This window comes from Pedobacter caeni, assembly GCF_900129215.1.
Taxonomy (GTDB): domain Bacteria; phylum Bacteroidota; class Bacteroidia; order Sphingobacteriales; family Sphingobacteriaceae; genus Pedobacter; species Pedobacter caeni.
The window spans coordinates 39,523-59,198 of the sequence record NZ_FQUQ01000008.1 but is presented as its reverse complement, the minus strand read 5'-3'; the positions used below and the strand labels follow the sequence as shown (position 1 = coordinate 59,198).

The 19,676-nt window shown below is 42.0% G+C and carries 13 protein-coding genes; 2 read left to right on the top strand and 11 right to left on the bottom strand.

Going from position 1 to position 19,676, the window contains the following annotated elements; genetic code table 11:
• Position 1: 1 nt before the first annotated feature.
• On the bottom strand, positions 2-1,705 hold the full coding sequence (locus BUC20_RS30805; protein WP_073237823.1) for a GMC oxidoreductase: 1,704 nt from the start codon (positions 1,703-1,705) through the stop codon (positions 2-4).
• A 20-nt stretch (positions 1,706-1,725) separates the two neighbouring features.
• Positions 1,726-2,385: a gluconate 2-dehydrogenase subunit 3 family protein gene (locus BUC20_RS30800; RefSeq protein WP_073237820.1), complete on the bottom strand. Its 660-nt coding sequence runs from the start codon at positions 2,383-2,385 to the stop codon at positions 1,726-1,728.
• 292 nt (positions 2,386-2,677) lie between these two features.
• Here BUC20_RS30800 and BUC20_RS30795 point away from each other — a divergent pair, with 292 nt between their 5' ends.
• The gene (locus BUC20_RS30795) at positions 2,678-3,628 is read left to right on the top strand and encodes an NAD-dependent epimerase/dehydratase family protein (protein ID WP_073237818.1); all 951 of its coding nucleotides are present in this window, start codon (positions 2,678-2,680) and stop codon (positions 3,626-3,628) included.
• Positions 3,629-3,657: 29 nt separating this feature from the next.
• Positions 3,658-4,383 carry a YebC/PmpR family DNA-binding transcriptional regulator gene (locus tag BUC20_RS30790; RefSeq protein WP_073237815.1) on the top strand — a complete coding sequence of 242 codons (726 nt, stop codon included), beginning with the start codon at positions 3,658-3,660 and terminating at the stop codon, positions 4,381-4,383.
• Here BUC20_RS30790 and BUC20_RS30785 read toward each other — a convergent pair whose 3' ends face one another.
• From BUC20_RS30785 to BUC20_RS30745, 9 genes are all read right to left on the bottom strand, one after another.
• Positions 4,384-5,175 carry a carboxylesterase family protein gene (locus BUC20_RS30785; RefSeq protein WP_073237812.1) on the bottom strand — a complete coding sequence of 264 codons (792 nt, stop codon included), beginning with the start codon at positions 5,173-5,175 and terminating at the stop codon, positions 4,384-4,386.
• A gap of 89 nt (positions 5,176-5,264) precedes the next feature.
• Positions 5,265-7,568 (bottom strand): beta-glucosidase BglX, encoded by a 2,304-nt coding sequence (gene bglX, locus BUC20_RS30780; protein WP_073237809.1) that lies wholly within the window; start codon positions 7,566-7,568, stop codon positions 5,265-5,267.
• 28 nt (positions 7,569-7,596) lie between these two features.
• Positions 7,597-8,253: a GDSL-type esterase/lipase family protein gene (locus BUC20_RS30775; RefSeq protein WP_073237807.1), complete on the bottom strand. Its 657-nt coding sequence runs from the start codon at positions 8,251-8,253 to the stop codon at positions 7,597-7,599.
• A 37-nt stretch (positions 8,254-8,290) separates the two neighbouring features.
• Complete coding sequence (locus BUC20_RS30770) at positions 8,291-9,988, bottom strand: family 43 glycosylhydrolase (RefSeq protein WP_084529442.1); 1,698 nt, start codon at positions 9,986-9,988, stop codon at positions 8,291-8,293.
• Between the two features lie 86 nt (positions 9,989-10,074).
• Entirely contained in the window at positions 10,075-10,512 is a 438-nt protein-coding gene (locus BUC20_RS30765; RefSeq protein WP_073237801.1) for a hypothetical protein, read from the bottom strand.
• A gap of 72 nt (positions 10,513-10,584) precedes the next feature.
• Positions 10,585-11,943, bottom strand: coding sequence for a glucoamylase family protein (locus tag BUC20_RS30760; RefSeq protein WP_073237798.1), 1,359 nt, complete (start codon positions 11,941-11,943; stop codon positions 10,585-10,587).
• Positions 11,944-12,013: 70 nt separating this feature from the next.
• On the bottom strand, positions 12,014-13,492 hold the full coding sequence (locus BUC20_RS30755) for a RagB/SusD family nutrient uptake outer membrane protein (RefSeq protein ID WP_073237795.1): 1,479 nt from the start codon (positions 13,490-13,492) through the stop codon (positions 12,014-12,016).
• A gap of 11 nt (positions 13,493-13,503) precedes the next feature.
• The gene (locus BUC20_RS30750; RefSeq protein WP_073237792.1) at positions 13,504-16,524 is read right to left on the bottom strand and encodes a SusC/RagA family TonB-linked outer membrane protein; all 3,021 of its coding nucleotides are present in this window, start codon (positions 16,522-16,524) and stop codon (positions 13,504-13,506) included.
• A gap of 250 nt (positions 16,525-16,774) precedes the next feature.
• Positions 16,775-19,675, bottom strand: a complete 2,901-nt coding sequence (locus tag BUC20_RS30745) for a ligand-binding sensor domain-containing protein (RefSeq protein ID WP_073237789.1) — start codon at positions 19,673-19,675, stop codon at positions 16,775-16,777.
• Position 19,676 lies beyond the last annotated feature (1 nt).

The following is a 19,676-nucleotide window of genomic DNA, read 5'->3' as shown; positions in this document are numbered from 1 at the left end:
TTTAAAGGTTTCCTTTTTTAAGTTCATTAACTGCAAAATCACATGCCCTTGCGGTCAGTGCCATATAGGTTAATGATGGATTCTGACAAGCTGCAGAAGGCATACATGAACCATCCGTTACAAACACATTTTTCACTTCATGCATCTGATTCCATTTGTTTAAAACAGAAGTTTTAGGGTCAAGTCCCATACGGGCAGTACCCATTTCATGGATGGCCATTCCCGGAGTAGAGCCATTATCATAGGTTTTTACATCCTTGATGCCTGCAGCTTCCAGCATTTCAGCCGCATCGTTCATCATGTCTACGCGCATTTTTTGCTCGTTGTCTTTGAATTCACAATCAATGGCCAAAACAGGTTGTCCCCATTTGTCTTTTTTGCTTTTATCGATGTACACGCGGTTTTCATGGTATGGAAGAGATTCTCCAAAACCACCTAATCCCATGTTCCATGAACCTGGAACAGTCATCTGGTCTTTGAAATCACCACCAAAAGCAAGTTCAGCAACATCAGCATGCCAGTTTCCGCGACCTGCACCGCCCTGGTATCCAAAGCCCCTTACATAATCACGTTTGTCATTGCCAATATTTCTGTATCTCGGAATGTAAATTCCGTTTGCTCTTCTTCCGAAGGTGTATTTATCATCAAAGCCCTCTGCTCTTCCTGAAGCCCCGCAACGGAAATGGTGGTCCATCAGGTTATGTCCCAATTCACCGCTTCCATTACCTAATCCGTTAGGGAAAATGTCTGAAGTAGAGTTTAACAATAAGAAAGTAGAGCCTAAAGTTGATCCGTTAACGAATACAATTTTTGCATAGTACTCGATCGTCTCCTTAGTTTCAGAATCAATTACGACTACTCCTTTTGCTTTTTGTGTTTCTTTATCGTAGATGATGGTATTTACCAGGGAGAAAGGACGAAGGGTTAAATTGCCTGTCGCCACTGCTGCGGGCAGGGTGGAAGACTGGGTACTGAAATAGGCCCCGAAAGGACATCCTCTGCTGCACAGGTTACGGTATTGGCATTTACCTCTTCCGCCATGTTCCACTGTTAAATTGGCGGTACGGCCAATGGTCATGATCCTGGATTTTTTCCATTTGTCTTCAATTCTTTTCTTCACATCTTTTTCCACACAGTTCATTTCCATTGGAGGAAGGAACTGCCCGTCAGGGAAGTGAGGATAGTTTTCTGCCTGTCCGCTGATTCCTGCAAATTTCTCTACATAATCATACCATGGGGCAATGTCTTTATATCTGATCGGCCAGTCAGTACCGTGCCCGTCTTTTGCATTGTCTTCGAAATTCAGGTCACTTAAGCGGTAACTCTGACGGCCCCACATCAGTGATTTTCCACCTACATGGAAACCACGGTACCAGTCAAAACGCTTCACCTCTGTATAAGGACAGTCGTGGTCATTTACCCAAAAGCTTTCATTGTATTCCTGATAAGGATAATCTCTGATCTGAACCGGATGCGACTCTTTTTGTGCTTCTGTTAACTTTCCGCGGTGTTCAAATTCCCATGGCTTTTTCATTGCCGTGGTATAGTCTTTTATGTGTTCAACGTTTCTTCCTCTTTCCAGAAGTAAAACTTTTAACCCTTTTTCTGTCAATTCTTTTGCAGCCCAGCCGCCACTGATTCCTGATCCTACAACAATCGCATCATAAGTATTCTGCGCCGTTGCCTTTGTATTTAAATTGCTCATTGTCTAAATTTATAAAAGATTTATGCCCAAACTTTTTGACCCGGTTTTAAGTCCACACAACCGTCGTAACGGCCAGGGATTTCTACATAGGCCAGGGCCTTGGTAGCACCGATCTCTGAAGTGAAATAACCCAGTAAGGTTAAATCCCTGATGATTGCAAAGAACTGAGGAGTTGTTTTTGGCTTGTCCTTAGGGGTCATTGCATTTCCTGGAGCTTCTTTTTCAGACTTTTTCTCAATAACGTTTTCTTTTTGTTTTTCTAAAGCATCTTTTTCCACTTTATTTGCTGCAATGGTCGCTTCGCGAACTTTGTTTAAAAGCTCCTGACGCTGTGCTACAGAAATTTCAAGGAATGATTTTTTAAAGGTGTCTTTGGATTGTTTTTCAAGATCTTCCAGACCCTTGGTGAATGCTTTTTGAGCATCTGAAGGGTAGCAATCTTTGACCATCATGGCGATGAATGGTCCTACTCCAGCTTCTTTAGCCCCTGGTGTACTTGTGGTGGGGATAATGATGTCTGCTACTTCGGTAATTAGTTTTTCCTGATCTGCGGAAAATAAACTACCGGCAGTTGATGTGGATGGTGAATTGCAACTCTCTAAAAATACTCCGATCGTAGTTGCAGATAATGCGGCCCCCATTAAAAAGGCAACACTCTTCACTGCTTCTCTTCTGTCCATATTAGGCGGTTTAGGTGTTTATATGTGGTTAAAGTGTGTTTTGTTTTGTAATAATAAGCAAAAATTAACGGTTAGTGTCATAAATACACAGTATTTATAAATATATAATGTTTTTGTTACTTAATCAATTTTTCCTGTTATTCTTTCAGGGCTTGAAGAGGAGGTTCTGAATAATTGTGCAGGAGTGTATTTACTTTATACGCAGATAAAAAGCAGATAGGTTCTTATAAATCATAAACATTTTATATAGGTTTGTTACGTTTTTTTAACTTTGTCAAAATCCAAATAATTCATGATTGAGAAAATATTAGTATTGGGCTCTAACGGTCAGATCGGGACTGAACTCGTAACCGCCTTACGTAAGAGCTACGGTGAAAATAATGTGGTTGCCTGTGACATTCGCAGACCTGATTATGACATCAAGAACTCAGGACCATTTGAGTTTGTGAATGTGCTTGAAAAAGACATTCTGAACAACATTTTTCAGAAATATAAACCTACACAGGTTTATTTACTTGCGGCATTGTTGTCGGCCACAGGAGAACAGAATCCTAAACTGGCCTGGGATCTGAACATGAATGGTTTGCTTAATATTTTAGACCTTGCCATCACTTACAAAACGGCTAAAGTATACTGGCCAAGTTCTATCGCTGTATTCGGACCGAATTCACCTAAAGATGCTACGCCTCAATATTGTGTGATGGACCCTAATACCGTATATGGTATCAGTAAACTTGCCGGCGAGCGCTGGTGCGAATATTATAACCAGAAATTTGGTTTGGATGTGCGCAGCATCCGTTATCCGGGATTGATCAGCTGGAAAGCTGCTCCGGGTGGAGGAACAACAGATTACGCCATTCATATTTTCCATGATGCGTTAACTAAAGGAAGTTATGCTTCTTTCTTAAATGCAGAAACGGAATTGCCAATGATGTATATGGACGATGCGATCCGTGGAACCATTCAGTTAATGGATGCGCCGTCAGATAAAATTTCTATCCGTTCGAGTTATAATTTTGGCGGGGTGAGCTTTACTCCGGAGGTTTTGGCAGCAGAAATCAGGAAACATATTCCGGATTTTACCTTAACTTACAAGGATAATGATCCACGTCAGGCGATTGCAAACAGCTGGCCACGTTCTATCGATGATAGTTTTGCTCAGAAGGACTGGGGATGGAAGCCGGAGTTTGACTTGTCGAAAATGACGGAAGACATGTTGAAAAACTTACAGAATAAATCATAAATAAGGGAAATCCTTAAATAGCATATACAATGGGAAGAGCATTTGAATTTAGAAAAGAAAGGAAATTTAAGCGTTGGGCTAAAATGGCCGTACAATTTACCAGGATAGGTAAAGAGATTGTAATGGCCGTTAAAGATGGTGGTCCTTCGCCAGATACGAACTCCCGCTTACGTACCGCAATCCAGAATGCGAAGGCAGTAAATATGCCTAAGGACAGGGTTGATGCTGCGATAAAAAGGGCATCGAACAAGGATGAAAACGGTTATGAGGAGTTTGTTTACGAAGGGTACGCACAACATGGTGTGGCGATTCTGATCGAAACAGCTACAGACAATACGAACAGAACGGTAGCCAATGTGCGCAGTTATTTCAATAAAACAGGTGGTACTTTAGGGAAGACAGGATCTTTGGATTTCATTTTCAGCCGTAAGTCTATCTTCCGTTTCTTACCGGGAGAGAAAGATCTGGAAGAACTGGAGTTTGAACTGATCGATGCCGGTCTGGAAGAATTATACCTGGAAGCAGATGAAGAAGGAAATGATATTGCAGTGGTTCAAACTGCTTTTGAAGACTTTGGAAAGATGCAAAAAGCTTTAGAAGATACAGGTGTGGAAATGAAGAGTGCAAAGTTAGAACGCATTTCTCAGTCTACCACCCCAATCACTGAAGAGCAGGCAGTAGATGTATTTAAATTAATTGATAAACTGGAAGAGGACGATGATGTTCAGGCCGTTTATCACAATATGGCAGAATAGTTAACGCTGTTTCTGATTAGAAAATAACCAGGGCAATAGTTTGGGATCTGCAAATGCAGCGTCCCAACTGTTGTGGTTGGCATTCGGATACAAAGTGAGCTTCGGTGTTTTTCCCAATACCTTTAGCTGATCGGAAATGATGGTAGAAAATACTACCGGCACCACATCGTCTTTCTCTCCATGAAAGATCCACAAGGGAACTTCTTTATATTTCTGAACATTGGCTACATGGTCGCCGCCGCAAATGGCAAAGGCTGCAGCAAAAAGTTTCTTTTTACGTCTCAGTAATTCATAGGTTCCCATTGCACCCATGGATAAGCCCCCAACGTATACCCGTTTCTCATCTACAAAAGGTTTATCCATAAAATTGTCAATCATGCCTAGTAATGCATGCATTGCCTTGGTGGGTTTTCCTCTCTTCTGAAAATTAAATGAACGCTTTCCCTGTGGATCGGTACTGATTTCTACATTGGCCCAATAGCTGCTTTCTGCACATTGTGGAAAAACGACAATCGCAGGGAACTGTTTGCGGAAATCGTCTTTAAGGAATTGTTTTGCCCCATGGGTCAATTGTTTCTGGTTGTCATTGCCGCTTTCTCCTCTTCCATGTAGAAAGAACAGGATCGGGTATTTCTTTGTGGCATCAAAATTCTCCGGGAAGAGGATGCGGTAATAAATACTGTCCTTGCCTTTGATAAAGCTTCCTTTATCATATTTCTTTAAATCCTGGGCTTGAGTGCCCATGCTACCAGTCAGCAGGAGCATTGAAATGAGTATTGTCAGGCGGTTCATTTGCCAAAATTAAACAATTTAAGAATCATTTAAAAAAAATAAACCCTGACGGCATTTCTGCGGTCAGGGTTTATAGGGAGTAGAAAGGATTATAAGGTCAGCTGGAAAGGAGCTTGCGCATTATCTCTCGAGTTGGTTCCAATGAAAATGGTAAAATCACCAGGTTCTGCAACAAACTTTAAATCTGCATTATAGAACTTCAGGTCATTTTCAGAAATTTTGAAACTGATCTCTTTACTTTCTCCGGCTTTCAGGTTGATCTTTTGAAAACCTTTTAATTCTTTCACCGGGCGGGTGATGCTGCCTACCAGGTCTCTGATGTACATCTGAACCACTTCTTTACCCTCCATTGCACCCGTATTTTTAACAGTGATGGTTGCAGTGATGGATTCGCCTGCTTTGAACTTCGCTTTGCTCAGTTTAAGGTTGCTGTATTCAAAAGTAGTATAGCTCAGGCCATATCCGAAGGGATACAAAGGCTCATTGCTGACATCCAGGTAATTGGAACGGAATTTAGAAAACCATTTTCCTGCTTCCAAAGGACGTCCGGTACTTTTCTGACTGTAATAAAGGGGAATCTGACCTACATTTTGAGGGAAAGTAGCCGTTAATTTTCCGGATGGGTTAACTTTTCCGAACAGCACATCGGAAATGGCATTTGCTGCTTCTGTTCCACCAAACCAGACATTTAAGATGGCCGGAACATTTTCATCTTCCCATTTCAGGGTTAATGGTCTGCCGGTGAATAACACCAGTACCACTGGTTTTCCCGTTTTTAACAAAGCTTGTAATAGTCTTTTTTGAGGTTCAGGAATGTCCAGATTGGTACGGCTGGAACTTTCTCCGCTCATTTCAGAGCTTTCGCCAAGGGCAGCAACCACCACATCAGATTTCTGAGCCGTTGCAACCGCTTCATTGATCATTTCTTCTTCAGAGCGGTTGTCTCTTGGGATATCACGGCCAAACATGGTCGCTCTTTTCTGATATTCAGGGTCTGTCAATAAATTGGCACCCATGCTGTGTAAGATTTTAAGATCAGCACCTGCATTGGCTTTTAGTCCTTCCAAAAGAGAAATGGTGTTTTTTAAATCACTGTTTACACTCCATGTTCCCGGCATATTGCTGCCGCTATTTGCCAATGGGCCAATCAGGGCTACGGTGCCGGTTTTTTTAAGTGGCAGAATTTGTCCCTGATTTTTTAACAGTACAAAACTTTGAGTAGCAGTTTCGCGGGCTGCTTTCAGGTGTTCCGGAGTCAGGATTTCGTTCTTTGCGCGTTCCTCACTGCAATAACGGAAAGGGTCTTCAAACAGTCCCAGTTTGTATTTTGCTTCCAGTACCAGGCGACAGGCATTGGTGATTTGTTGTTCTTTAACTTTTCCTTCCTGAACTGATTTTTTCAGGGTGGTTAAGAAACCTTCACCAACCATGTCCATTTCTACTCCTGCATTTAGTGAAAGTGCAGAAACGGCTTGTAAATCGCCTAATCCATGGTCTATCAATTCATTTACGGCAGTATAATCGGTCACTACAAAGCCGTCAAATCCCCATTGTTTGCGCAACAAGTCGGTCATTAACCATTTGTTAGCAGTAGCTGGAACACCATTGATGTCATTGAAAGAAGTCATCACACTTCCGGCACCGGCATCAACCGCTGCTTTATAAGGAGGCAGGTATTCGTTATACATCCTGTGCAGACTCATGTCGGTGGTATTGTAATCTCTCCCTGATTCCGCAGCACCATATAAAGCAAAGTGTTTTACACAGGCCATCATGGTATTGTATTTTGACAAGTCATCGCCCTGAAATCCTTTTACCATTGCTTTTGCAATTTCTGAACCCAGGTAAGTGTCTTCTCCTGAGCCTTCAGAAATCCTGCCCCAGCGCGGATCTCTCGAAATATCCACCATAGGAGAGAAGGTCCAGTTCAGACCATCAGCCGTGGCTTCAATGGCTGCAATTCTGGCTGTTTTCTCGATGAGTGCCATATCCCAGCTGCAGGATAGAGCCAATGGAATTGGAAAAGTGGTTTTATATCCGTGAATGACATCCTGGCCAAAGATGATCGGAATTTTTAAGCGGGTTTGATTTACGGCAATTTCCTGTGCTTTACGGATTCTGGCTGGGGTGGTCAGGGAGAAAATTCCGCCTACCTGTCCGTTTTTAATTTTGCTTTCTACACCTGTGCTTACTACAGAACCGGTAGTCGCTTCTCCACCTGTCAGCAGGTTGAGCTGTCCGATTTTTTCATCCAGTGTCATTTTTGACAGGAGGTTTTTAATAAAGGTATTCATCTTTTGATCGGTCGCTGTTACCGCTTTCTTTTGTTGTGCAAAGCCGGAGCTCAGACTAAAAAGGGCGGCCAGAAAAAATAAGTAAGTCGCTTTTCTCATTATATGTTGTTTTTTTATGTGTTTCAATCTATTTAACCAGGTAAGGAGTGATGGCTTTGATCCAGATGGCATAACCTTCCTGGTTCATGTGTAGCATATCTTCCAGAAAAAGCTCCGGGCGAAGTGCATTGTTTTTTAACATTTTGCTGTTGACATCAAGGAACTGAGCATGATGATAATGACTCAGGTATTCTTTAATCAAGGCATTGGCATGGGTATTTGTTGCAGCGAATCTGGTTCTCGACGGACTGTTTTTAATCGAGAGGTACAATACCGGAACATCAGGGAATTTATTTCTGATGCTGCTGAAAAAGCGGGCAAAGCGGTTTAAGGTTTCCAACGCGCTTACGCCATCCATGGCAATGTCATTCTCGCCACTGTAAATCACGACCTGACGTGGCTGGTAAGGGAAAACCAGGTCAGCCACATAATAGTTGGCCTGGGCAAGTGTAGAACCGCCAAAACCCCTGTTGATGGCATGGTAATTTTTAAAGACTGTTTCCAGGTCTTTCCATTTTTCGAATGAAGAACTGCCTACAAATAAAATCCCGTTTTTTGGAGGCATGGAAATGCTGTCTTTATGCTTGAACTCCTGGATTTCTTTCCAGAAAGCGGGTTTTTCCTGTGCTGTAGCTGTTCCGTAGCCAAGTGTTAATAAAATCAGGAAGTAATAAAATCGCTTCATGCTGTATTGTTTTTTATTGATCTGTGGTATTCTTTATTTAATTAACTGCCTGCACTTTTGTCCGCTCCGAAACGCCGCTCTCATTGATGGCTTCGATGCTGTAGTAATAGGTTTTTTCTTTGTCCATTCCTTTGAACCAGTATTCGTTCGCATTGTGAACCATGATGCAATTGTATAATTTATCAGGGTCTGTTCCCAGGTAAATGTTGTACGCATAAGCATCTTCAGACATTTGCCATCTGATCCAGGCGCTGCGTTTGTCTTTTTCTGTTCTCAGGATGATAAAATCTTTGACCGGTGCTGGTTTGGAAAGATTGCTGTTTCCAAAAACACGCAGTCCGCTGATGGCAAATTTACCAGTAGGCATGTGGACGTTTTCCAGTTTAATAAACCTTGCTTTTACCGGGTTCTGCAGTTCGACATAATCATGCGGCACATCTTTTTTATTGCTGCTTTTATCCGCAAGGATTTTCCAGTTGCGGCCATCCGCAGAATACCAGAGTTTATATTGATGGTAGGTATCTTGTTGTTTTCCTAAAAAGGCAGCATCCTGATCTGCATAATTAATCTGTACTGCGTTTACGGTAGAAAGTGTCCCGAGGTCTGACTGGATCCACTCTCCTTTTTTATCAGAAGCGGCACTCCAATAGGTCCTGATGCTTTCATCAACCGCATTATTGGCATTGTAATTTCCCAAAGTTGAGGATACGCTAACCGGTTTATTGTAGTTGAGTAACATCCAGCCTGTAAAGCCGCTTTTTAAATGATCTGAAGCTTTATTGGGCAGGTAATGGGGGTAATCTCCAAAAGCCGCATCCATGTACATCACATCGTCTTTATCAAAGCCAGCCGGCCAGATACCAATTCGTCTTTCAAAATTGTTTTTAATGCCCAGCACCATGGTAGAAACATGCCAGTAATTTTTCCAGTTGTCCTGGAAAGTAGCCCCATGTCCGGCACCACGGGCGAAACCTCCGGGTTTGTAAGAGAAGGGGAGCGACTGGTGTTCAAACGGTCCGAGTGGGGTTTTTCCAATTGCTACACCATCGGCATAGCCGCTGAATTCTGTTGCCGGGGCACCATATTGCAGGTAATATTTCCCATTGTATTTGGTCATCCAGGCACCTTCCATAAAAGGGTCGAGGAAAGTATTGTCCAGATTTTCCCCGAAGCGTTGCCAGCCAAAACGGTCTGGGTTGAGTAGTAAAAGTTCTTTTCTTGTGCCAATGGGCTGGAAAGTTTTGCGATTGAGCTCTATACCATAGAGTGGGTAAACATTGCTGCTGCCATTGTACATGTACAGTTTTCCATCGTCATCCACAAAATGCGCAGGGTCCCATCCGCCAATGTCGAAGTCATGAACGGCTTCTTTCCATTCGTTTCCTTTAGGATTGGTGCTCATCCAGATAGGGAAATTACGGGAATAGGTAGAGCCGAAAACGAGCATGGTATCCCCCTGGATCCATACAGAAGGAGCGCAAAGGTCGTCGTATACTTTATGTTCGGGTCTTAAGAATGATTTGGATACAAAGTTCCAGTTGCTGAGGTCGGGGCTCCACCAATAGCCCCATTGGTTGGTGGAAAATAAATAATAATCTCCTTTATAATTGACGATTACCGGATCAGCTGTTGCCCGGTGTTTCCCCTGGGTGGCAAAGTTGGGGATAGGGGTATAGCCGTAATCCAGGTTGACCGGATTGCAATAAGTGGTTTGCTTTTGCTGTGCAAATGTCATTAAGCTTTGTAACAAACAAAGTAGGAAAATCGTAATAAGCTTTTTATCAGACATAAGGTGTAGTTAAATGTTTAGCCAGTATCAGTTTAGTTAAAGATTCTTATATCGGCGCAGCTGACACAGGCAAGTGCCATTCCGTTGGCAACTAATCCGGTAACGTTTGTCTTATGCTCCCAGTAGATCCACATGTCATGAGCTCCTCCGGTGGAGGATAGGCTGACGTTATAGATGTCATTATTTTGTTGCAAATATCCAAGTACAATTGGGTTTGGCGTGTTGGGTGGAAGAAAATAAGTGACATGGCCTCCGGAGGTGGTATTCCACAACTGTACATACACGCCATCTACAGTGCTGTTTCTAGCCATCAATGGAATCATTGTCTGTGATTTTTTAACCTTTTTCTCTGACTTTATATTTGTTTTAGACTCGGTTTTTTTATTTGTTTTTGCAAAAGAGTGATTAGAAGGTCCAATCAGTACCACTGCTAGTAAGAGTACTGTTAAAACGGTGAGGGTTCTTTTCATAATTTTAGATTTAGTGTTTAAAGGATATGATATGGCTAAACATTTATAAATTGAATCCCCCGATTCTATAAACTATTTAATTGTGGGCGTGCTAAAACCTAGTTTTTTCAAGCCGATCTGTACTTCCGGGCTACTCATGAACAATTTCCACAATAAGCCGCTTCTATAATTTTCTATCATGACGATGATGGGGCCCTGGTCAATGGCCAGGTGGGATTTCGCCACCCATTTATGCTGTTCACTAAAGGCATCCGCAAACCCGTATTCGGTCCAGAGCTGGTCTCCCATATCCTCGTAAAAATGTCTTAATGCCTGCATGGAGTATTCCGGTGTATAAGGAAATGCAGATAAGGCTGCGGTAGGGGTGATGACGCCCAGATCTTCTGCAGGAGAGTGAGCAGCATAACCCTGCCAGCTGTCGCTCGCCGTTAAACCCCAGCTTTTTGCACTATATCCTTTATAATTTTTAGGATTTTCGATGCAATATGCCCTGTTGATCAGGGTATGGTTTTTATTTTGCTCCCAATAATCTGCGTATTTATCTTTTAATCCTCTTGGATCTAAGCCCAGGTAGGAATAATGAGAAAAGAATAAAGGACCACCACCATCAAAGCCTAGTGGAAGGGTAATGTCATTGAATTTCTTGCCATTGAAGAAGGTATTGCTCATAGCCCATCCTTCGTGGTATACTTTTTTATCAATGGCATATTTTGGTGCGGAAGCAGCAAGAATATAAGTGATCAGGCATTCGTTATATCCCCTGATCTGGTGGTTCATGCTCCAGCCATTATTTGGGCTCCAGTGCCAGTAAAGGACATTCTGGTTTTGAGTGAACCAATTCCATTCTATACCTTCCCACATCCATAATATTTTATTTCTGATGTCTCTTTCTGTGGCATTGTCTGCGGTATAATACTGACGTGCAGTTAATAGTCCCTGGAAGAGAAAAGAAGTTTCTACGATATCGGCTCCGTCGTCTTTAGGACTGAAACGGATGGTTTTTCCGGTTTCTCCGTTAAGCCAGTGTGGGAATGCGCCATGAAACATATCGGCTTTCCAAAGGAAGTCTACGATCTTTTTTGTTCTGGCGGCTGCTTGTTCCCGGGTAATAAATTTACGTTCTGATGCTACGATGGTAGCCATGATGCCAAATCCGGTTCCTCCGGTGGTCACTACTTCATTTCCGTATTCAAAGGCTACATTGCTGCGCTCACGTGCCATTCCGCTTACCGGATGTGCAAAATCCCAGAAATAACGGAAGGTTTGCTTTTGTACGAGATCCAGTAACTGATCGTCGGTTAAATTCTTTTGTATTTTTAGTTCTGGTTTGATACCTTCTGCGGTTTTCTTTTGTGCATTAACAGTTGTAGCCATGCCTGAAATCAGGACAAGCAGCGTTGGAATCAGGAAGTAAAATTTTGATTTTAACATGAAGAAGGGATTGAAAAAAAGGCTGCCGGCCTAACCCCGGCAACCTTTCGATATTGATGTTTTATTATGATTAGTAACCCAGGTTTTGTTTCAATAAACCGCTACTTTGTTCGATTTCTGTTTCCGGGATAGGCCACACTTCATTTTTGTTGGCTTTCCATCCTTTTATACCAAAAACTTCAGTACCTCTGCCTTGGCGGATGACGTCAAAATAACGGTCATTCTCCATCGCAAGCTCTACTTGTCTTTCTTTATAAATAGCATTGCGTAAAGCTGTCTGATCTGTGGTGGTTACATCGGGAAGAACGGTTGGATTACCTCCTCTTGCTCTTGCACGAACTTTGTTTAATGAAATCAGTGCCTGAGAAGGAGTCCCCAATTCATTTGCTGCTTCTGCATTCATTAATAGAATATCGGCGAATCTCAATACCCTGATATTTTGTTGTGCCCCTTCATTGTATCCGGATACTTTGGTGTTAAAAGGAACATAGGATTTTTGGTTGTACCTGTCGTTTGGTACAGTTGCCGGGATAAAATCTCCCTGAGGAGTAGTTTCTCCTTTAAAAATAATGGTTGCATCCCTTCTTGGATCTCCAGGCTCGAATGCTGCAGCCAATGCTGCTGATGGCGTATTAAAGCCCCAGCCCATATGTCCTGCCACACCTTGCACCTGGCTATATTGAGAGTTCGAAGCATCTTTATTGTCAAGAAGTAAAGCGGCCTGAATTTCAAACAGAGATTCTGAGTTGTTCTCGTTTTCTACTCGGAAACCTTTTTCAAAATCAGGGAACAGGGTGTAGCCCATTCCGATCACCTCATTGGTTAGTGAAAGTACTTCAGCCCATTTTTTCTGATAAAGAGCTGCTTTTGCACGCATACCTATGGCAGCACCTTTAGTTGCACGGCCAACATTTTCCGCATTGTAAGATGCAGGGAGAACAGCAGCAGCCTCTGTCAGGTCTTTTTCAATCTGGGCATAAACAGTTTCTTTTGGAGATTGAGGTAGATTTCTTTCTGCTTCATTTTTTGGAATAGTGAGTCTTAAAGGAACATTTCCATAAGCTCTTACTAACCTGAAGTAAGAGAAAGCACGCACAAATTTTGCTTCTGCGAGGAAACGGGCTTTTAAAGCCTCATCCATAGTGATGCCTGGCACGTTTTCTAAGACCTGATTGCAGAGTTGAATATTTTGATATTGTCCAGTCCAGAAGTCCAGGATAGTTCCATGAGTAGAAGTTACCGTAAACGTGTCGTAGAGGTTGAAAAAAGTAGCATCTGTGGGAGTACTTCCTTTGTCGGCCTCATCTGAGCCTGTACTTTCAATTGCTATTGCATTAAAGGCGACGTTATTCCAGCTGCGTAGGTTTGCATACACTGAATTGACTGCTTTGGCCGCATCTTCCGGTGTTTTCCAGAACTGAGTCTCGGGTTGTACACCCTGAGGATCTACATTTAAAAAATCTTTCTTACACGAAGAGACAAGAGTAGCCGCGAGTATTGCTGCGGTAACACACCAGGTTTGTATATTTTTATTTATTAATGTTTTCATCTTCAAATCAATTAAAAAGTAAGGTTTAGACCGAAATTATAGGTTGCATACAATGGATATACATTGATGTCAACACCTGTATTGGTTGGTGTACCTCCAACTTCAGGGCTAAAGCCTCTATAACCAAAAAGATTGACTGCATTTTGCGCATTGGCAAAGAAACGTAACTTCTGAATTTTCCATTTTGAAGTTATCGCCTGAGGCAAAGAATAACCCAATTGGATATTTCTTAATCGAACATAGGCTCCACTTTCTACGTAGAAAGAGTTGGTTGCTGTATTTCTACGGCCAGCTAAATCTGCAGAAGGGTATTCATTTGAAGTCCCGGCGCCATTCCAACGGTTATCATACATTTTTTTAGTGTAGTTCTCATTTCCAAATCTCGCACTGAGGTTTCCATTATAAACGTCCACTCCGGCAACACCCTGGATATCTACGGTCAGGTCGAAATTCCGGTAAGCAAAGTTAGTATTCAGACCATAACTGAATTTAGGATTTGGATTTCCCAGAGCAATTTTGTCTTTTCTGTCGATTGCACCATCACCGTTCTGATCTACATACTTAAAGTCACCTGGTCTTGCATCCTGAGATTGTGCAGAAGCGTTTACTTCTTCCTGAGTCTGGAATATTCCTGCAACCTGATATCCAAAGAACTCGCCAATTGGTCTGCCTTCAATTGTTCTTGTAGCCAGCTCACCACTTGTTAAACCTGCACCTCCCTTATAAATAGGATTTGCACCTGAACTTACATTTAATACCTTGTTTGTGTTGTATCCAACATTTCCACTGATCGTGTATTTTAGTCCACTGCTGGTTTGATCAGCCCAGGAAGCCACTAATTCAAATCCACGGTTTCTAAAATCTGCCTGATTTGCTATAATTGTACTTGTCTCTAGTCCCAGGGATCCGAAAACAGGAATATCAAAGATGGCCTTTTCTGTTGTTCTGTTATAATAATCGGCTTCGATGTTTAATTTATTATCAAGGAAACCCATTTCTAATCCAATGTCTGTTCCTGCACTACGTTCCCAGAAAAGGGCCGGAGGAACAATCATTCTGATATTTGCACCAGTTTGAGTGAAATCTTTTCCAAATACAGCCAGGAGTTGTGCTGCTTGAGATACGGTGAGTGTGCTTGGGTTAATTGGTACGCCTGCGTTACCTACTTTACCCCAGCTTCCGCGTAATTTTAAATTGCTGAAAAGTTTTTGATCCTTCATGAAGTCCTCATTGCTGATTACCCATCCCGCACCTATTGAAGGGAAATAACCCCAAAGATCGTTTCCACCATAGAACTGAGAAGCCGCATCGGCTCTCATGGAAGCATTTAAAAGGTATTTGTTTTTAAAGGAGTAATTAGCCCTGCCAAAATAAGAGGTAGCGGTATTTAACTTACCCGTATTGATAATCGACCTGCCATCACCAAGACTTAAATATAAATCACCTTCACTGCTGTACGGAACATTAAGTGCAGTTCCCTTTAAAGTATTTTCTTTGTAACGTTGTGCAGTCTGACCAGCTAAAACGGTTAGGTTATGGTCACCCCATTTGTTGTCATAGGTTAAGGTGTTTTCCAAAATCCAGTTTCTGGTTTCAATTCGATCAACTGCCAGGAGGCTGTTCGTAGCGCGTTGTGCTAACGTTGCTTCATATTTAGGAGTATAAGCTCTTTTCTCTTCCTGTCCGAAATCACCACCGGCGCTGGTTTTAAAAGTGAAATGTTTAGCGAATTTTAGTTCTGCAAAAACGTTTCCAGTAACCCTGTATTTTGTAGTCCTCTGGTTGAAGAAGTCCAAAGTAGCTTGCGGATTGATATCACTACCGTTACCAAGTTGGAAATCTGCAGGTTCTCCATAGGCTCCATTTGCTTTAAATACCGGAACAACCGGTGAGGCGGCGTATAGATTTCTGAAAATTGCATCGGGAACATCTTTTGAATTGCTGGCTGATCCGGTTACATTGTATCCTATTTTAAGGCCTTTTACAACCTGGAAGTCATTAGCCAGACGGGCAGTGTATCTTTTATAATTGTTGTTCTTTACAATCCCATCCTGGTTCAAATAACCCAGAGAGAAGTTATAGCTTGATTTTTCTGTTGCACCATTTACGGAAAGCTGATGGTTGGTCACCACTGCATCTCTTAATGCCTGTTTGTACCAATCTGTACCAGCGCCTAAATTAGTGTTTGCGAATAAAAATTCTTTTCCAGGCTGTGCCTGAATTTTATAGGCTTCATTTACTGCTGTAGCATATTCGCTGGCATTGGTCATTTTTACTGCATCGGTAATTTTTTGAAAACCCATGGTACCATTGTAATTGATCGTGGCATCTCCATTTTTGCCACGCACTGTAGTTACTAAAACTACTCCGTTTGCAGCCCGGATTCCATAAATAGACTGACTGGATGCATCTTTCAAAATACTGATGTTTGCAATATCAGCAGGATTTAGAAAGTTGATATCATCATACCATACCCCATCAACAACATACAATACATTGGTGTTTCCGTAAATTGTTCCGGTACCACGAATTGTAATCTGAGGTGAAGCTCCTGGTTTTCCAACATTGCTGATCGATACCCCTGCAACTTTACCTTGTAATGCACTTACCGGGTTTACGGAAGCTTGTTTTGAAATATCTTCCCCTTTTACAGAAGTTACAGCACCAGTCACATCAATTTTTCTTTGTGTACCATAACCTATCACCACTACCTGATCCAATTGCTGAGAGGATGAGGCGAGTACTACGTTTACTGTAGTTCTATTGTTTACGGCGATCTCCTGTGTGGTATAACCTATATAGGTAAATACCAGTGTCGCGTTCGCCGGGGCGCTGATGGAATAGTTTCCGTTGACGTCTGTTTGCGCTCCTGTTGTTGTACCTTTTACCTGTACACTTACTGCCGGGATGGTGGTTTTATCCCCCCCGTCGGTAACCGTTCCTTTCACAGTAATGTTCTGTGCGAAGGCTGTGTAATTAAAAAGAAAACAGAGAAATGTTAAAACAGAAAATTTTGTAAAGATTCTTTTCATGCTCGTTTAAGTTTTGTTTAATTGTTTGTTAAATTTCTGTGACTAGAACCGCTATTACAAAAAAATGGCCTATACATTAATACATCAAACCAGAATGTGTAGTGTTTTAAACAGCTTGTCCAAATCAGTTTTTGGACTAAAAACGCGGTTATATGACTTATTAGGCAAAATTATGTATGGTTTTGCAAGCCTTTGGTAAAATGCAGAAATGTGGGGGTAGAATCAGCGTGTGTGTGGTAATGATGTAGTCCTAAAGTTCCATTAAGAACTCAACGAGGTTCTTGTCGTGAGGAATTTCGAGCTTTTTGCGTAGTCTGTAGCGTCTGATTTCTACACCGCGAAGGGAGATGTTAAGTAATGATGCCATTTCCTTACTGCTCATATTCATGTGCAGATAGGCACATAACTTCAGGTCATTGGGTACCAGGTCAGGATGGTTTGCTTTTAACTTTTTGAAGAAACTTTCATGTGCTTCGTTGAAGCTGCTCTCGAATAAATTCCAGTCCCGTTCATCGTTCATTCCTTCATCAATTACCTTCTGAATTTTTCTCAACTGGTCCTCTGCCAATGGTTTTCCATTGCCGTCTTTCAGCTTCAGAATTTCCTGACTTAGCTTTTGCAAGAGCTCGTTTTTATATACCAGGCTCATGGCTGAGTTTGCCAGTTCCCTGTTCTTGCCCGCCAGCTCTACCTGTAGCTTTTCGGTCTGAAGTTTGATGATTTGTCTTTCCGTTGCTTCGGCTTCTTTTTTAAGGTAAGCTTCTTTTTCTGCCTGCAATTTTTTAGAGATGGATTGCTGGTCTTTTTTTAGTTTTTTCTCATAAAGACGCTTGGAAGAGATGAGTAAGACAATGATACATAAGATGTAAAAAGCAATTGCCCAGTTTGTTGCGTAAAAAGGAGGGAGGATGCTGAATTCAAACACCGTCTCTTTGCTCACAAGCTCATCGTTAAGCTTTGCACGTACTTTAAATACATAACTTCCCCGGCTTAAATTGGTGAAATCCTTTTGCGAGGCTGTACTCCAGTCTGACCATTGTTTGGAATATCCTTCCAGGTAGTATTGAAACTTCACTTTTGCCTGCCTGTAGTAGGGAAGGGCGTAGGAAATCCGGATGTTATTCCTGCTAAAAGGGATCTCCACCTCTGCTCCATTGTTTCCAATCTCACTAAGGGTATGGTAAGTGTCGGTAATGTCTTCTATCCTGCGAATGAGCACCGAAGGCAAAGTCGCTTTTTTATTCCCGCTCTGCCCATCTGTTCCATTGTAAATGACGAAACCATCATCTACACTAATCAGATAGATGTCATTGCTGATTTTACTGATGTTTTCATAATACTGAACCATTCTCCCATCAAGAATGCTAAACCTGTTGGAGTCGATGTTGAGCTTCCCTGGTTGGGTGAAGTGGGCCAGTCCCATCTTTCCCCGGTTAATGAACCAATATTTGTTGGGGCCGGCACTAATGATTTTGTTGGAAGTGGAAAATCCTTTTAAACCCTTGTTGAGTTCTTCGTAGTTCTTAAAACGGTTACTGATCTCATCATAAATGAAAAATCCCTGATCAGAAGAAAAGACAAGCTTGTTCGCGATTTTAAAGATATTGATGTTGTAATCATCAGGAAGGCCATTTTTTTCGTTGTAAGGCCAGGAAGAAATGACTCTGGAAAGGTCCGGGCTGAGGGTCAGTTTGTAGAGACCTTTATAAGCATGACTTACCCATATGTCTCCTTTTGCATCTCTCTCCACATATCTGGAGGGCTCATCAAAGCCGGCAATTTTATGGTGAAACCGCCAGATTCCTTTCGCATCTTTCTTATAAATGAGAAGCCCATTGTAAGTTCCCTGGATGAGGCAGTCCTGCCCATCGTCGAGCTTTTTGATGGTCCAGCCACCGTTGGCATTGGATATCTTTTCGAGTTTATTTCCGTCCACCTTAAAAGTGCCGTTATTGTGCCCGCAGATCAATTGCCCATCAATAATGGTCAGGTCCCAGACCTGCCCCTGAGAGCCGGGAATCAATTTAAAATCAAAAGAACTAAAGAGGTCCTGTCCGGATGTCCATGGGCTGTAGAATAAGCCCTGGTTGGTGCCCAGGTAAATGGTATTGTTGTAAATCAGACTAGAATAAACGGTCCCAAATTGCCCGGTTTTATCAAAATAGAAATATAATGGGGAGTTGAGTTCCACACGGTCTATCCCATTGTCCAGACCTGCCCACAGGTTCTGGTCATCATCGGCATAAAGGCTGAGGACGGTATTGTTCTGTAAACCACTTGATTTATTGATGCGCTGAACGATATTTCCCTGTTCATCAATGATGATCAGCCCATTTAATATCGTTCCGTAAGCGTAGTATTTGTTTAATATTTTTACCCCGTTATTTAACTGATATACTTTCAGAAAAGCATTGGCAGGTGTATTTAAAGGGCTGAAGCTATTTCCATCATAGGTAAACAGACCATCTTTACTGGTTCCGATCAGTAAACTTCCGTTTTTGTAAGGAAGAATAGACAGTACATCGGTGGAATTTGCAGGTGTACTTCCTTTTAGTGGGACCAGTTGATCATTAATCAGTTCGGAGAGCCCCTGACTGAGCACTTCCACAAAGAAACGTTTGCCCACCTGATGGAGAAACAAAAAAGGATGTGCCGCTTTGACGACCTTTATCTTGTTGTTTTCGTAGATATAGATCGCGTTAAAAGACTGAAAGATGACCTTTTTTCCTTCCGAACAGATCTTCCAGATCTCATCTTTCAGGGTGTTTGTCTGAGGAACAAGCTTCGTTAAAGAGGTATAGGTTAATTTTCTGTTCTTATTTGACCAATAACCAAGTTCTCCGAAGCCTCCGGTGTAAATGATACCTGAAGGGTCTGCAAGCACTGAACGTACAATCTGCCGGTTGGGCATTTTGTACTGCTGCCAGTATTTACCATCATAGCTGAGCAGGCCCTGTGCATTTCCGAAATACATAATGCCATTCTTATCCTTGGTAATTGACCAGTTTTGATTTCCGGAGAGGTATACCGACTTGGGATAATTCTGCACATAAGGAACCCCAATACTTTTAATGTTTTCTGCTTTGGCGGAAATTGAAATAAACGCAAACAGAAGGTAACATAAAAAGTATTTAAGGTATCCGCTCTTCATT